Below are 14,254 nucleotides of genomic sequence, written 5' to 3'. Positions count from 1 at the left end.
CGTCATCCGCGTTTTATTGATAATCTCTAATTATCTCAATAATATCGCCGACAAAAATCTCTCCGCCACGGATTACTTTTGCGAAGATTCCTTCACGTGGCATTACGCAATCACCCACTTTTACAAAGATGGCGCATTTGCTGTGGCATTCTTTTCCTATTTGGGTAATTTCCAGTTGAACTTCATTGCCGATTTTAATTCTTGTTCCTATTTGCAACTCCGGCAGCTCAAGAAATTCCGTAGTAATATTTTCTGCAAATGCGCCGGGACGAAGACTCGGCAATCCTTTTTTTCTCATTTTATCTATGCTCTCGAGCGCCAGAAAACTTACCTGGCGATGCCAGTTGCCAGCGTGTATATCTCCTTCAATTCCATACTCTTCAATCAGTTTTGCAGATTTAACATTTGTTTTTGGTATTCCTTTTTTCTTGCTTATCGAAATGGCGACAACTTTACCGCGCGGATCTATAGAACGCAAGCTCGCCTGATTGGGCTGATTTTCGCTGATTTTTGGATCCGGATTAATCTGATCAACCTGTCCGACTGACGGGCGGGTCTGAGTTTTATTTGCCTCTAAAAAAGTTTCCACTTTTACCTCCGGTTTTACTCAATAATTTAATTTCGCCTATGACCGTAGATTTGTCGATCGCTTTACACATATCGTATACCGTAAGCGCCGCAATTGACACAGCAGTTAAAGCTTCCATTTCAATTCCGGTTTGAGCGTTTGTTTTTGCAAACGAAGTAATCTCAACAGAATTTTTGTCGGAATTTAATTTCAGATTTACGTCTATTTTAGAAATAAAAATATTGTGGCAAAGCGGGATTAATTCGCTTGTCTTTTTAGCAGCCTGTATGCCTGCGAATTTTGCAATCGAAAGAACGTCGCCTTTTGATATTTCGTTATTTTTAACGGCATTAAAAACCTCGTTCGACAACTTTACTTCTGCATACGCTTCGGCAGTTCTAACTGTAATTTCCTTGCCGGTAACGTCAACCATATTAGCTTTGCCTTTGCCGTCAACGTGCGATAATTTCTTTTTCATCCGCCTATGCTCATCATATTGTTTTGATTTAATTTTGTCAATTCGTTCGCGCCCGGATGTTTCATCCTTTTCGAGTTCAACGAATTAAGAATGAAATTAATGATTGTTTCGTCGCTTGTCGATTCGCCGGATAGCAAAGATTTCAAACTTAATTCCGAGGGATTTGCGAACAGACAATTTTTAATTTTTCCCGTAGCGGTTATTCGCAAACGGTTACAGCTGTCGCAGAAATGATCCGAGATTGAACTAATGAATCCGAGTTTTAAGTTTTCTCCTTCCACCAAAAAATCTTTGGATACTTTACCGTCGCTTTCAATTTCATTAAGGACAAATTTTTCTTCTATTCGCGCCTTCATTTCTTTCCAGCTTAAGAATTTCGAATCGTCCCATTGATTCCCAGTAAACGGCATATATTCAATAAAACGAAGTTCGACGGGATAAGATTTGAAGTATTCAACAAAGTCAGTCAGTTCTTCATCGTTAATATTTTTAACGACAACCATATTCACCTTAACGGCTTTGAAATTTAGCGCGACAGCTTTTTCGATTGCCGTAACAGTCCGGTAAAATAAATCTTTCCCCGTGATCGCTATAAATTTTCGACTGTTTAGAGTATCGAGACTGATGTTTAGTTTATCAACGCCCAGGGATTTGAGCGATTCGATTTTATCGGTAAGTTGAGCCCCGTTGGTTGTAATTCCGATTTCAAATCCGTATTGTTTTTTTAGAGGATAAATCATTTCAAAAAATTTAATTACATCTTTTCTAATGAGCGGTTCGCCGCCCGTAAAACGAATTTTTTTAACTCCGAGGTCTTTTACAAAAATGCTAATTAAACGATACAACTCTTCATAAGAAAGAATCGAGCTGTTTGCTTCGTAACGAACGAGTGAATTTGAGGGATTGCAATAAATACAATTGAGATTGCATTTATCGATCAGAGATATGCGCACGTAATCGTGTACTCTTCCGAATTTATCCGTAAGTTTCATCATGTTATATTATTATTATCAAATTGTGCATTTCATAACAACATTATTCCAATAACCGCGGCAATAACCACAACATATGCCGGGTGCAGTTTGAAAAAAAGAACAAGCCCCGCGCCGACGGCGAGAAGCAAATATTCCTGCCAGGTTCCTCCGTTTTTGACTGCGTATTGATACATAATTGCGGCGATCATTCCGATTACGGCATATTTAATTCCGTTAAACGCTTTTGTAACAAGAATGTTTTTTTCGTAAATCGAATAAATGTATGTGAACAAGAGTATCAATACGGCGGGAGTAAGAATATTGCCAAGATTTGCGGCTACGGCGCCCGCTATTCCCGCAGTTTTGTATCCCGTATATGTAGCAAATTTAATCGAAATTGCGCCCGGGAAAATTTCAACCATACCGAGCACTTTAATGAATTCGTCGCGACTCAGCCAGTGATGATTCTCGACCACTTCTTTTTCGATCAAGGGAATAAGCGAATACGCTCCGCCGAAAGAGAAAGAGCCTACCTTTACGAACGACCAGAAAAGATCAAAAACGCTTTGAATCATTTTTTACTCTCGAGTATATCGTCTATCCAGCTCAATGCAGCCATCATCGAAGGCAAACCGATTGTCGGCAGTGAGAGCATTGCAACGTGTCTCATTTCCTCCGCGGTGCATCCTGCTTTCAAAGCTTTGCGTGCGTGTGAGTGAACTGCGCCTTCCAATCGCGCGCCGGTTGATATTGCAAGCTTTATTAAAGCTCTCGTTTTTTCGTCAAGCGGACCGGCGGCGTGAACCGCCTCTCCAAGTTGTTCGTATGCTTTTGCTACATCCGGATAATCTTCCGTGAATTTCCTATATCGTTTTGGTATTTGCGACATAATTCTAATCTCCTTTATAAATGTTTTATGTAGTAAATGCATAAATAATATTTCTGCAATAATTGCATATATCTTGATTCCCGTTTACACGGGAATGACAATTTCATCTTTCACTGTCATACCCGCGAAAGCGGGATCCATTCTAACCATTTCTGCCATTCTATTCCTGTTTCTGGATTCCCTCTTGCACGGGAATGACATTACAATAACAAAAAACCCCGCTTTGCAGTGCGGGGTTTCAAAATCATAGACTTAACCTGATTAATTAGTCAATCTATTTTTTAATTCTCCTTTGCAAAGCGTTCTGCCGAACAGAATCGGCGAACCGGCAGGCTAATCCGTTTCCGGACCAACCCTATCGGTTGCATCTCATAGAGTACAACTCCTTAGAGGATGCAACTCGGAGAAAAGAATTTAAAGAACCATCTCAATCTAAAATATTAATAGAAATCCGCCAAATATCCTCGTAATTTTTAAAAATCCCCTTGAAATTAACGCCCGTCCTGGTTACATTTCGGTAATTAACGAAATGAGTTTTTATGAAAAATCAATCGGTACAAATTTTCAAGGCGCTTTCCGATTTAAACAGATTGCGCACATTAAAAATACTCCAAAGCCGTCCCCTTTGCGTTTGCGAGATCACCGAGATACTTGGACTGGCGACTTCAACCGTATCCCAACATCTTAAAATACTAAAAGAAGCAGGGTTTATTGTAGAAGAAAAGGAAGGCAAATGGGTCAACTATATGATAAACCCGCGTCCGTCGGACCCCAGAATAAGTTCTATTCTCAGCTCGCTCGATTTCTGGATAGCAGACGAAAAAATCATTATCAAGGACAAAGAAAAAGTAATGAACATAAATCGCCATACAATATGTTTTTAATTACATTTCGCTATTTAACGAAATATTTGAGATAATTTATGAACTGGAAAGAAGAATACAAATCATTTCTGTGGATTACGGCATTTTTCATCTTCGCTTACTTTATGCCGATCGAAACCGAAACGTTCCGTAACGCGATAGTAGATGCATTTGCGCTTGCCAAATGGTACGCTCAGGAACACGTTCTTCTCTGTTTGGTTCCGGCATTTTTTATTGCCGGCGTGATCGCCGTATTTATAAGTCAAGCCTCGGTTGTAAAACATTTCGGAGCAAATGCAAAAAAATGGAAAGCCTATTTAATCGCTTCGGTTTCCGGCACAATCTTAGCCGTTTGCTCCTGCACGGTGCTTCCTCTTTTTTCGAGCATTCATAAAAGAGGAGCCGGACTGGGACCTGCAATAGCTTTTCTTTATTCGGGACCTGCAATCAATATTCTGGCAATAATTCTTACCGCCAGAATTCTCGGGTTCGAACTCGGCGCAGCGAGAGTCATTGGAGCGGTATTGTTCAGCGTGGTTATCGGATTGATAATGGCGTTTATATATCGAAAAGAAGAAAAAGAAAAAGCTGAAGCTCAACTTGCAATGCCGGAGATTCAGGACGACAGACCATTGTGGCAGACAACGATTCATTTTTTCATTCTTGTGGCTATACTTGTTTTCGTCAATTGGGGCAAACCCGACGAAACCGACGGATTCTGGTATTTTATGTACGCAAACAAATGGTACATAACCTCGCTCTTCGGAATAGGACTTGCATTATCGCTTATTTATATCGTAAAGGTGAAAGCGCAATACGTACTGGCAGGCGCAGCCGCTGTGATTATATCCGCCTTGATTTTCAATAACAATCCTACTATTCCTTTTGTAATTGCAATAATTGCAACCGGATTGGCGCTTACATTCACTGAGGGAGAAGCGAATCAGTGGCTCGGAGAAACTTGGGGCTTTACAAAACAGATTATGCCTTTGCTGGGCGCCGGCGTTCTGGCAGCTGGGTTTTTACTCGGTTCGGCAGAAGGTAACGGCGGTATTATTCCGAAAGAGTGGATTTATACGCTGGTTGGAGGGAATTCCCTCTTTTCGAATTTCTTTGCTTCGATAACCGGAGCGTTTATGTATTTTGCCACTTTAACCGAAATTCCAATACTTCAAGGATTGATAAATAACGGAATGGGAAAAGGCCCCGCGCTCGCTCTTTTATTGGCAGGTCCCGCTTTGTCTTTACCGAACATGCTCGTTATCCGCGGAGTCGTCGGCACACAAAAAACCGTCGTTTATGTATCCCTTGTCGTAATTATGGCTACAATCAGCGGATTGATATACGGAGCCTTGTTTTAGTTGGTTAATACTATCATAATAAGAAAAATAATTTGAAAGGAATAAAATGAAAAAAAGAATATTAATACTTTGCACCGGCAATTCCTGCCGCAGTCAAATGGCGGAAGGTTTTCTTAAATCGTTCGATCCCGAGCTGGAAGTTTATTCCGCCGGTACAAATCCCTCATCGCAAGTGCATCCGAATGCAGTAAAAGTAATGAAAGAAGCCGGCATCGATTTGTCACATAACTATCCGAAAAACGTAGACGAATTCATTAATCAATCATTCGATTATGTCATAACCGTCTGCGACAATGCAAAGGAAACATGTCCGGTCTTCATGGGCAAAGTAAAACATCAACTCCATATCGGTTTCGAAGATCCTGCCGAAGCCACCGGAACGGAAGAAGAAATATTGAATACTTTCCGCAGAATACGCGACGAAATCAAGCGTGATTTTTATCAATTTTATATAAACGAAAAACAAAAGGAGGAACAGTAATGCTCGATATTAAAGTACTCGGACCGGGATGCGCCAATTGCATCAAACTCGAAAACCTGGTTAAAGAAGTCGTAGAAGAAAATAACATTCCCGCCAACATCGAAAAGATAACAGACCCGATGAAATTCGCCGATTACGGCATTATGATTACTCCCGGGCTGGTGGTTAACGGGAAAGTGCTTTCGAGCGGTAAATTACCCACCAAATCGACGCTCGAACACTGGCTGAAAGAAAATTTATAATAACCGATTGCACAATTCAATAATCAAGGTTGCTCTATGGAAAAAGCCATTTCAAAAAAACTTTCTTTTTTCGACAGGTATCTGACACTCTGGATATTCATAACAATGTTCGCGGGAGTCGCGCTTGGTTCGGTTTTTCCCGGAATCGCCGATTTCTGGGATTCGCTAAGCAGCGGAACAACAAACATTCCGATTGCAGTCGGACTTATATTAATGATGTACCCGCCGCTTGCAAAAGTAAAATACGAAGAGTTGCCTGTCGTATTCAAAAACACAAAACTTCTCGCAATCTCATTAATTCAAAATTGGATTGTAGGACCGTTGGTAATGTTTCTGCTGGCAATTTTGTTTTTGCCGGACAAGCCGGAAATGATGATCGGAGTGATACTGGTCGGACTTGCGCGTTGCATAGCAATGGTACTGGTATGGAACGACCTTGCCCAGGGCGATTCCGAACTTGCCGCGGGACTGGTTGCGTTCAACGCTATCTTTCAAGTTCTGTTTTATTCCGTTTATGCGTATATCTTTATAACATTGCTTCCTCCGATATTCGGAATGCAAGGCGCTTTGGTTGAGGTATCGATATCCGAAATTGCAGTAACCGTCTTAATTTATCTGGGAATTCCTTTTGCCGCCGGCTTTATCAGCCGTTTTGCTCTAGCCAGAATAAAAGGAGAAGATTGGTATAAAGCCAAGTTCATCCCCACTGTTTCGTTAATGACGCCGATAGCGTTGCTATTTACTATCTTTGTTATGTTCTCTTTAAAAGGCGATAAAATAGTCGAACTTCCGCTTGACGTTATAAGGGTAGCAATACCATACACGTTCTACTTTACGATAATGTTTTTTGCAACATTCTTCTTTGTTAAAAGGCAGGGAATCTCTTACGAAAAAACAACTACGGTAGCATTTACGGCCGGCAGCAACGATTTCGAACTTGCCATAGCCGTTGCGGTAGCGGTTTTCGGAATCAATTCGCATGCGGCTTTTTCAACGGTTATCGGTCCTCTTGTTGAAGTGCCGGTATTAATCGGACTCGTAAACGTGGCGCTGATGTTAAAGAAAAAATTCGGATGATTTGATTTGTACAATAATTCGTCTATATTGCTCATAAAAAAAGCGGGACGATGACGATGGAAAAGATTAAAATAGAGTTTCAATATTTCGAGAACTGTCCGAACCACAAAACCATGCGCCAAAATCTCATCGAGGCAATTAAAGGGATAGAAGATAAAATCGAGTTGACTGAGGTAAAAGTAGAAGACGAAGAAGCGGCAAGGAGAGTCTCTTTCAGAGGCTCTCCCACTGTATTAATTAACGGCAGAGATTTAATCGATATGCCGGCGCCTGAAAACCCGCAATTAGCCTGCCGATTCTATCCGGGCGGCATACCTTCGCCCGAAGAAATAAGGAAGAAGATTGCGGGCTAACCGGTTGCTTCGATACGTCCTTCGGACTACTCAGCAACCTTGTTTCTATTGAAATTTATGCTCGCACAAAACTACTTAGCAGCTTTGCATTTTAATCGAGCGTTGAGTAGCCCGATTTATCGGGCGTATCGAAACGCGAAACGCGGGGGTATTAAAAATTATCTCTTCTTTCTAAACACTTTTTTGGCAAGTTGAGGCAGCAATTCGGGGCAGCCGTTAATTAGAGCTTCTTTCTTTTGTCTTCGCCAGCCCTGAACTTGCTTCTCGCGATAATATGCCTTGTCAATTCTGTCATACTCCTCGTAATAGATTAATTCAACGGGTTGCCTGCTCTTTGTATACTTTGCTCCAATTTGATGTTGATGTTCCCAAAGTCTGCGTTCGATATCTTTTGTACTTCCCGTATAATAACTACCGTCAGAGCATTTTAATATGTACATATACCCTTTTGACATCTCATCAAAAGATGTGTAACTCTTAATTGAGCGTATTTACTTCAACAATATCATCTTACGCGTCAATCTATAAGCGCCCGATTGTATCGTATAATAATATATTCCGCTGGGCAAGCCGCTTCCGTCAAATTCTATTTCATAACTTCCCGCCGCCTGCTCTTTGTTTATTAATTCTGAGACTTCTTCCCCAAGCGAATTATACACTGTTAATTTTACATGACTTCTTTCCGGCAATTCATATTTTATTTTCGTTACGGGATTGAACGGATTGGGATAATTTTGTTTCAATTCGTATTTGGTCGGCAAAGAAGCTTCGGTTTCTAAATTAGTTATTCCCTCAAAATCGAATCGAATACTATACGGCAATGTTGATATTCCGTTTCCGCTATGAAGTCTTATGTAATAAGCGCCTGCAGAAGGAATTTCCACATTTAGGGTATAAGGATTTTTGTACATCATACGACCGATATACGGATCGGAACCGCTCGCGCCGACCGGATTGCCATTTAAATCATATAAATATAACCGATCGAAATCCGTAACCCAGCTTACAGTTGCTTCCCAATTTTTAATTGTAATAGTAAGAGTTCCTGAATCCGGGATTGTAATTTTATAATAATCTTCGTCATTATACACATTTGTATTCATACCAATAGATTTCCATTGATATGCGAATAACTCTTTCCCCAACTCCACCTCGGCGGCTGTAGAAATGTCATCATTCGGCTCATATATGTCGTTAACTGGAGTAAATTCCGTTTTGATTTTGTAAGGAGTTGTACTATACCCTGCGCCGCTGTGAAATCTAAGATAATAAGTACCGCCGCTTGTAAAATTAAGACTGTCTTCTTCGGGATTGCTCAGCATCCAGCTCCAATACGGATCATTGTCATTGCCGCTACGGGAACCGATTGCTTCAAAGCTTTGATTATATACATAAATCCGGTCGTAGTCCAATCCCCAGTTATACGTTGCGCTCCAATCAACAACTTCAAGTTTCAGTCTGCCCGGCGAGGGCAAATCTATTTTATAATAATCTTCGTCGTTATATACATAACTGTTATCTATATACCGCCACTGGTAAGCAATTAAATCGTTGCCGATTGATAGGCGGGTCGCCGTAGAAAATTCGTCGTTAGGCTCATGTTGGTCTTGAGCATAAATTGCTTCGATTATAAGTGTAAAACTCTGGGTTGTCTGTCCTTGCGGCCAATTCCAAATTTCACCCGAATGAATGTCAATATAATATGTGCCGGCTTTGCCAACGCGAGTTATATAAACCGAATCGGTTTCCATCATATGGAAAATATAGGGATCCTCTTCTCCAGTAAAATTTCCTTCAATTCCAATAGGCTCCAAAGAAGAATTATAAACATACAGTCGATCAAAATCCAATCCCCAATTATACGTCGACACCCAGTTTTGGAATTTAAATCTTAATTCGCACGGGGCGGAAACATCCAGCTGATATCTGACTGTGCTCTTAGGATCCTGGGTGAGATTGTACGCGACGCCTATCGACAGTTGCTGTTGCGCATAAATACTATAAGAGATCAATAACATTATAACCGAAAGGATTGTTTTGGTTTTCATAACTCCTCCTTGCTTGTGGAGTATTATTTTATCTATTTAGTTTACTGCAATCCTTCCGCTTAAAGCCCTCTTTTCAACAATTAAATCTTAGATAAAGAATATCCTTTAAATTGTTTGATTTCATCATTGCTAATAATACAAATAAAATCTTCTATATGAAATTTGCAAGTTATTTTTTCAGTTCTGGTTTGTAAAATTGATTTTGCTCACATACTCCCGGTTGCTTCGATACGTCCTTCGGACTACTCAGCAACCTTGCTTCTTTTGATATCGACGCTCATTCAAATTACTAAGCAGCCATGCATTTAAACCGAGCGTTGAGTAGTCCGATTTATCGGGCGTATCGTAATGCGTAAAGAATGAATTAGATATAATTATGAGGGATTAGACTTAGAATCTTCATTCATTCAGAAGTAATTTAAACCGGCTTGATTTCCATTCTTCGCTTCGCTCAAAACTACTCAGCAACCTTGTTTCTATTGAAATTTATGCTCGCACAAAACTACTCGGCAGCTTTGCATTTTAATCGAGCGTTGAGTAGCCCGATTTATCGGGCGTATCGAAACGCGAAACGGGGGATGCCCCCCCAACGCAAACTTGCAATCGTCGACCTATTTACTTTATCAACAATAATTTTCTTGTGGCTATAAAATTATTTGCCGACATTTTACAAAGATAAACGCCGCTGGAAAGATTTCCTCCGTCGAATTCTATTGTATATTCACCCGGATATTTTATATCATCAACCAAAGTAGATAACTCGTTGCCGAGTATATCGTATATTTTTATTGTAACAAGAGCTTTCTCGTAAACAGAATAAATAATTTTCGTAACGGGATTGAACGGATTGGGAAAGTTCTGGTATAAATTAAATTTTGTTATTATTTCGTCGTCCTCTACGGAAGTAATTACTCCCCATCTATTACCGTTTATTACAGCACCTTGTAATGCGGTAACATAATAACCGATTTCACTCGCAGTTTGTAAATAAATCCCTAAGTTTTTTCTGAATTCGGTATGTGTTGTAACCAGATAATCCATATCTAAGACAATTAAAGCCGAATCCACACCGTAAGTTGTATCGTCATAAGTAATAAAGCACGGCGCTACATCGCATTGTTTCCAAACTATTACAGAATCCCGATTATAAACAAGTTTGTATTTTGTGTCGTCTATTCCGCCGCAGCCGCCGTTCTGATAATATTTAATTTCGTTTGTTAATGTATCGTATCTTTCGTAGTGAATCCTGTTATCTTCTTTTACGATAAAGTATTTTATACCGTTGGGCATTAAAGTATCGCCGACTACTTCTTTTATTATGTAAGAAGTGTCGGGTATCGTTCCCGCTTCGTACGACAAATGAATATACTTCCATTTGTTTCCGATATGCAGCGGATAAAAGTCGCTATTGTTTTGCGCCGACAAACAGCCGCACAAAATCATTATGATAATAAATACATGCTTATTCATTATTTGCCCTCCGTTACTGTTAAAACGCCCTGTTTACTTGCTCTGTATATCAATAATTGTTGCGGATCTTAGCGTGTATTACCGCTCAACTCTCAACCGGAAAATTTAATAAAAAAAATAAACCTGTTATTAAAATTGTTTTAATTTGTTACGTATTTAGCGGGAACTTTTCCTGACGTTTCTATATTCAATGAATCGATAATAGGGATATTTAAACAAACAAAAAATTTTATTATAATTACTTTGTATTAAAAATGAGGGAGACTAACCATGAAAATCAAAGCTGCGGAAAACGGACCTTATTTAATCGACGTAAACGAAGCGAAGATTGTTAAAGACGGAAACGAAGAAAAGATAACTCAAAAAACTATAACTCTTTGCCGTTGCGGCGGATCGTCAAAAAAACCGTTTTGCGACGGTTCGCATAAGAAAATCGATTTCAAAGGAGAAGCTCTCGAAATAGAACTGACTTGACATACGCCTCTCCTTTTAATTTAGCGGAGGTGTAAAATGGCAATTAAAAAAGAATATTCGAAAGACAAAACAGTCTGCCGGGTTACTTTTACCCTGCCGGAAGAAATAGGCCAGCAATTCAAAACCATTGCGTTAATGGGCGATTTCAACAATTGGGCTCCGAAAGCAAATCACTTTACTACCGGAAAGGACGGATCTCTTTCGGTTTCGGTCGAGCTTGTTCCGGGAAACGAATATCAGTTCCGATATTTATGCGACGGCGAAACATGGCTAAACGATCCGGAAGCCGACAAATTCGTTCAATCGCCTTACGGCTCGGAAAATTGCGTTATTGCGGTTTGATTTTATAACCGGAAAGGTAATTTACGAAGACGTTTTCCCGTGGCGGCAAATATAGCGTTGCCTACCGCAGGAGCGCACGGACCGACGGCGACTTCGCCCAATCCTCCCACGCGGTAAGTGTTTTGCATTATATGCGTTTCGACAACGGGCATTTCGGAAAATTGAAGCAGCGGAAAATCGTCGAAATTACTTTCCACAACGCCGCCGTCTCGAATTGTAATTTCGCCCTTCAAAGCGGCGGTTAATGCAAACGCTATTCCGCTGTCGATTTGTTGTTCTACTATATCGGGATTGATTACAATGCCGCAATCGACGGCGCATACAATTTTATCTACTTTGATTTCATTGTTTTCCGTTACTGTAACTTCGGCTACCTGAGCGCTGTAACTGTCGTACCCTGCAAATGCCGCTATCCCCATTCCTTTTCCCGGAGGCAGCTTTTTGCCCCAGCCGGCTTTATCAGCCGCAGTTTTCAAAACAGTTTTCAATCGCGAATCGTCGGGCAGCAATTCCATTCTGAATTCGTACGGGTCGCGTCCGGCTGCATGCGCCAACTCGTCAAGGAAACATTCGGCTGCAAACGGATTTTGCGAATGATACACCGAACGCCAGTACCAAATTGGAACCGGAATATCGACTATGGTTCCGCTCAGTCGGTAGTTTTTAATTAAGTAATCTTTTTCGATAGCGCCGCCCATTGTGTCGTAGCGCTCCGGTTTCAATTGAGCGCCCCAATTCTGCGCGGCAATCGAAGGAGCGATTACATGGTGAGTAAAAGAATAGAGCTTATTGTTTTTATCTACGGCGCCTTTTAAATGATGCATGCTTACGGGACGGTATCTGTCGTGTTTAATATCGTCTTCGCGAGTCCAGGTAACCTTAACCGGTTTGCCTGTAATTTTAGATAATTCGGCAGCTTCTACGGCAAAGTCCGAATGCGTACGTCTGCCGAATCCACCGCCCATAAAAGTAACGTAAACTGTCACGTCTTCTTCTTTCAAACCGAGAGCGTTTGCCACCGATCTGCGCGCGTCCTGCGGATTTTGTGTCGGCGCCCACACTTCAACGCGATTGTTTTCAAAACGCGCCGTACAATTCATCGGCTCCATCGGCGCATGAGCCTGAAAAGGCGCTTCGTAAACCGCTTCGATTGTTTTATAGTTTATGTTGTCCGGCGGATCGGGATTTCCCTTTTCTTCGACCTTGTTTCCGCCCGAAGCGATTTGCTCTTTTAATTTATTTGAGATTGTTTCCGAGTCGAGATTTGCGTAAGGCGAAGGAGTCCATTCTACCGAAAGATTTTCGACGCCTTTAAAAGCCTGCCACGTCGATTTTGCGAAAACAGCAACCCCGTTCGAAACCTGTCGTACATCAATTATGCCGTTCAACGATTTTGTTTTGTCGGCGTTGAAACTTTTAACTTTCGAACCGAAAGCCGGACTCCTTTTTACTGCGGCGTAAACGAGTCCAGGTAATACTACGTCGATACCGAAGACGGCTTTTCCGGCGACTTTGTCGGGCGAATCGGTGCGATGAAGTCGTTTGCCGATAATTTTATAATCTTTCGGGTCTTTAAGTTTTACGTTTTGAGGTACGGGGAGTTTAGATGCCTCCTCCACTAAATCCCCGTACCCGACTTTTTTATTGTTCAGTTTATTAATGACGTATCCGTTTTCAGCTTTACAATCTGATGGTTTAACGTTCCATCTGGCGGCAGCGGCGGCAATCAACATTTCGCGAGCCGTAGCACCGGCAATTCTGAGCGGATCCCACGATTTTCTAACGCTTGTGCTTCCACCGGTAACCTGGTCTCCGTATTTCGGGTCGCCTTCCGCCTGTTCGATTTTAATTTTACGCCAGTCGACTTCCAATTCTTCTGCAACAATCATCGGCAAAGCGGTTCTCACGCCCTGCCCCATTTCCGAACGATGAACGATAACGGTAATATTTCCTTCGGAATCGATTTTAAGATAAACGCTCGGCGAAAAGATTTTCGGTTCTTCGCCGAATGCAAACAAATCTTTCACCGGTACGAACGAAGCCAGGCAAAGAGCCGAACCGCTCATACTGAAGACCTTTATAAATTCGCGCCGTGTCTGTTTACCGCTCATTTTTCAGCTATTACTTTTTTAATGGCTTTTTTTATACGATTATACGTGCCGCATCTGCATAAAACTTCGTTCATCGCTTCTTCGATTTCTTTGTCGGACGGATTCGGGTTTTCGTTCAGAAGAGAAGCGGCTGCAAGAATTTGTCCCGGCTGACAATAGCCGCATTGCGAAACTTCAACTTCGAGCCAGGCTTTAACGAGCTTATTGTATTTGTCGGAAGCTAATCCTTCTATCGTTGTAATCGATTTGCCTTCTGCCTCCTCTATCGAAACGGAACACGATTTTTCCGCTTTGCCGTCGATTAAAACCGTACACGAACCGCAAATACCAATGCCGCAACTGAATTTTGTTCCTTTTAGATTCAACTCGTCGCGCAAAACCCACAGCAACGGCGTGCCGGCGTCGACGTCTACTCTCTTTTTTTGTCCGTTTACAAGGATTGAAAACTCAGGCATTTTTAACCGCTCATTTAACCCTTTGTTAATCTAAAACTTTTGTAATAGAAGGTCAACTGAAAAAGGAA

18 protein-coding genes and 1 riboswitch are annotated in these 14,254 nt (G+C 41.3%); of the genes, 8 read left to right on the top strand and 10 right to left on the bottom strand.

Features of this window, described 5'->3' with window-relative positions:
- Nucleotides 1-13: 13 nt before the first annotated feature.
- The 5 genes from ACSSWA_RS09245 to ACSSWA_RS09225 all read right to left on the bottom strand — a co-directional run bounded on the left by ACSSWA_RS09245 (nucleotide 14) and on the right by ACSSWA_RS09225 (nucleotide 2,909).
- Nucleotides 14-469 carry an MOSC domain-containing protein gene (locus ACSSWA_RS09245; RefSeq protein ID WP_437356405.1) on the bottom strand — a complete coding sequence of 152 codons (456 nt, stop codon included), beginning with the start codon at nucleotides 467-469 and terminating at the stop codon, nucleotides 14-16.
- Nucleotides 470-563: 94 nt separating this feature from the next.
- Nucleotides 564-1,046, bottom strand: coding sequence for a cyclic pyranopterin monophosphate synthase MoaC (moaC, locus tag ACSSWA_RS09240; protein WP_437356282.1), 483 nt, complete (start codon nucleotides 1,044-1,046; stop codon nucleotides 564-566).
- Nucleotides 1,043-2,041, bottom strand: coding sequence for a GTP 3',8-cyclase MoaA (gene moaA / locus ACSSWA_RS09235; protein ID WP_437356281.1), 999 nt, complete (start codon nucleotides 2,039-2,041; stop codon nucleotides 1,043-1,045). The genes moaC and moaA overlap by 4 nt, the downstream gene beginning before the upstream one ends.
- Nucleotides 2,042-2,070: 29 nt before the next feature.
- Nucleotides 2,071-2,595, bottom strand: a complete 525-nt coding sequence (locus ACSSWA_RS09230; RefSeq protein WP_437356280.1) for a chromate transporter — start codon at nucleotides 2,593-2,595, stop codon at nucleotides 2,071-2,073.
- Complete coding sequence (locus ACSSWA_RS09225) at nucleotides 2,592-2,909, bottom strand: carboxymuconolactone decarboxylase family protein (protein ID WP_437356279.1); 318 nt, start codon at nucleotides 2,907-2,909, stop codon at nucleotides 2,592-2,594. The genes ACSSWA_RS09230 and ACSSWA_RS09225 overlap by 4 nt, the downstream gene beginning before the upstream one ends.
- Before the next feature lie 271 nt (nucleotides 2,910-3,180).
- Nucleotides 3,181-3,327, bottom strand: a riboswitch (molybdenum cofactor riboswitch).
- Between the two features lie 121 nt (nucleotides 3,328-3,448).
- On the opposite strand from ACSSWA_RS09225, the gene ACSSWA_RS09220 reads away from it, so the two are divergent.
- Genes ACSSWA_RS09220 through ACSSWA_RS09195 form a run of 6 tightly spaced genes read left to right on the top strand, consistent with a single transcriptional unit; the run spans nucleotide 3,449 to nucleotide 7,286 of the window.
- Entirely contained in the window at nucleotides 3,449-3,793 is a 345-nt protein-coding gene (locus ACSSWA_RS09220) for an ArsR/SmtB family transcription factor (RefSeq protein WP_437356278.1), read from the top strand.
- A gap of 38 nt (nucleotides 3,794-3,831) precedes the next feature.
- Nucleotides 3,832-5,133 (top strand): permease, encoded by a 1,302-nt coding sequence (locus ACSSWA_RS09215; RefSeq protein WP_437356277.1) that lies wholly within the window; start codon nucleotides 3,832-3,834, stop codon nucleotides 5,131-5,133.
- 46 nt (nucleotides 5,134-5,179) lie between these two features.
- A complete protein-coding gene (locus ACSSWA_RS09210; protein ID WP_437356276.1) occupies nucleotides 5,180-5,614 on the top strand; it encodes an arsenate reductase ArsC in 435 nt (144 codons plus the stop codon).
- Nucleotides 5,614-5,856 (top strand): thioredoxin family protein, encoded by a 243-nt coding sequence (locus tag ACSSWA_RS09205; protein WP_437356275.1) that lies wholly within the window; start codon nucleotides 5,614-5,616, stop codon nucleotides 5,854-5,856. The genes ACSSWA_RS09210 and ACSSWA_RS09205 overlap by 1 nt, the downstream gene beginning before the upstream one ends.
- Before the next feature lie 36 nt (nucleotides 5,857-5,892).
- On the top strand, nucleotides 5,893-6,933 hold the full coding sequence (gene arsB / locus ACSSWA_RS09200; RefSeq protein WP_437356274.1) for an ACR3 family arsenite efflux transporter: 1,041 nt from the start codon (nucleotides 5,893-5,895) through the stop codon (nucleotides 6,931-6,933).
- Between the two features lie 56 nt (nucleotides 6,934-6,989).
- The gene (locus ACSSWA_RS09195; protein ID WP_437356273.1) at nucleotides 6,990-7,286 is read left to right on the top strand and encodes a DUF2703 domain-containing protein; all 297 of its coding nucleotides are present in this window, start codon (nucleotides 6,990-6,992) and stop codon (nucleotides 7,284-7,286) included.
- A 158-nt stretch (nucleotides 7,287-7,444) separates the two neighbouring features.
- Here ACSSWA_RS09195 and ACSSWA_RS09190 read toward each other — a convergent pair whose 3' ends face one another.
- The 3 genes from ACSSWA_RS09190 to ACSSWA_RS09180 all read right to left on the bottom strand — a co-directional run bounded on the left by ACSSWA_RS09190 (nucleotide 7,445) and on the right by ACSSWA_RS09180 (nucleotide 10,804).
- Nucleotides 7,445-7,726: a GIY-YIG nuclease family protein gene (locus tag ACSSWA_RS09190; RefSeq protein WP_437356272.1), complete on the bottom strand. Its 282-nt coding sequence runs from the start codon at nucleotides 7,724-7,726 to the stop codon at nucleotides 7,445-7,447.
- A gap of 51 nt (nucleotides 7,727-7,777) precedes the next feature.
- Nucleotides 7,778-9,334, bottom strand: a complete 1,557-nt coding sequence (locus ACSSWA_RS09185) for a T9SS type A sorting domain-containing protein (protein WP_437356271.1) — start codon at nucleotides 9,332-9,334, stop codon at nucleotides 7,778-7,780.
- Between the two features lie 615 nt (nucleotides 9,335-9,949).
- The gene (locus tag ACSSWA_RS09180; protein WP_437356270.1) at nucleotides 9,950-10,804 is read right to left on the bottom strand and encodes a T9SS type A sorting domain-containing protein; all 855 of its coding nucleotides are present in this window, start codon (nucleotides 10,802-10,804) and stop codon (nucleotides 9,950-9,952) included.
- 270 nt (nucleotides 10,805-11,074) lie between these two features.
- Here ACSSWA_RS09180 and ACSSWA_RS09175 point away from each other — a divergent pair, with 270 nt between their 5' ends.
- Nucleotides 11,075-11,278, top strand: coding sequence for a CDGSH iron-sulfur domain-containing protein (locus ACSSWA_RS09175; protein WP_437356269.1), 204 nt, complete (start codon nucleotides 11,075-11,077; stop codon nucleotides 11,276-11,278).
- Between the two features lie 36 nt (nucleotides 11,279-11,314).
- Complete coding sequence (locus ACSSWA_RS09170; protein ID WP_437356268.1) at nucleotides 11,315-11,620, top strand: isoamylase early set domain-containing protein; 306 nt, start codon at nucleotides 11,315-11,317, stop codon at nucleotides 11,618-11,620.
- Nucleotides 11,621-11,622: 2 nt separating this feature from the next.
- On the opposite strand, the gene ACSSWA_RS09165 is transcribed toward ACSSWA_RS09170, so the two are convergent.
- On the bottom strand, nucleotides 11,623-13,686 hold the full coding sequence (locus tag ACSSWA_RS09165) for a molybdopterin cofactor-binding domain-containing protein (RefSeq protein WP_437356267.1): 2,064 nt from the start codon (nucleotides 13,684-13,686) through the stop codon (nucleotides 11,623-11,625).
- Nucleotides 13,687-13,727: 41 nt separating this feature from the next.
- On the bottom strand, nucleotides 13,728-14,186 hold the full coding sequence (locus ACSSWA_RS09160; protein ID WP_437356266.1) for a (2Fe-2S)-binding protein: 459 nt from the start codon (nucleotides 14,184-14,186) through the stop codon (nucleotides 13,728-13,730).
- Between the last annotated feature and the right edge of the window lie 68 nt (nucleotides 14,187-14,254).

This window comes from Melioribacter sp. Ez-97 (assembly GCF_051488665.1).
Lineage (GTDB): Bacteria > Bacteroidota > Ignavibacteria > Ignavibacteriales > Melioribacteraceae > Melioribacter.
The sequence above is the reverse complement of the archived record's forward strand: the minus strand, read 5'-3'. Positions and strand labels throughout refer to the sequence as shown.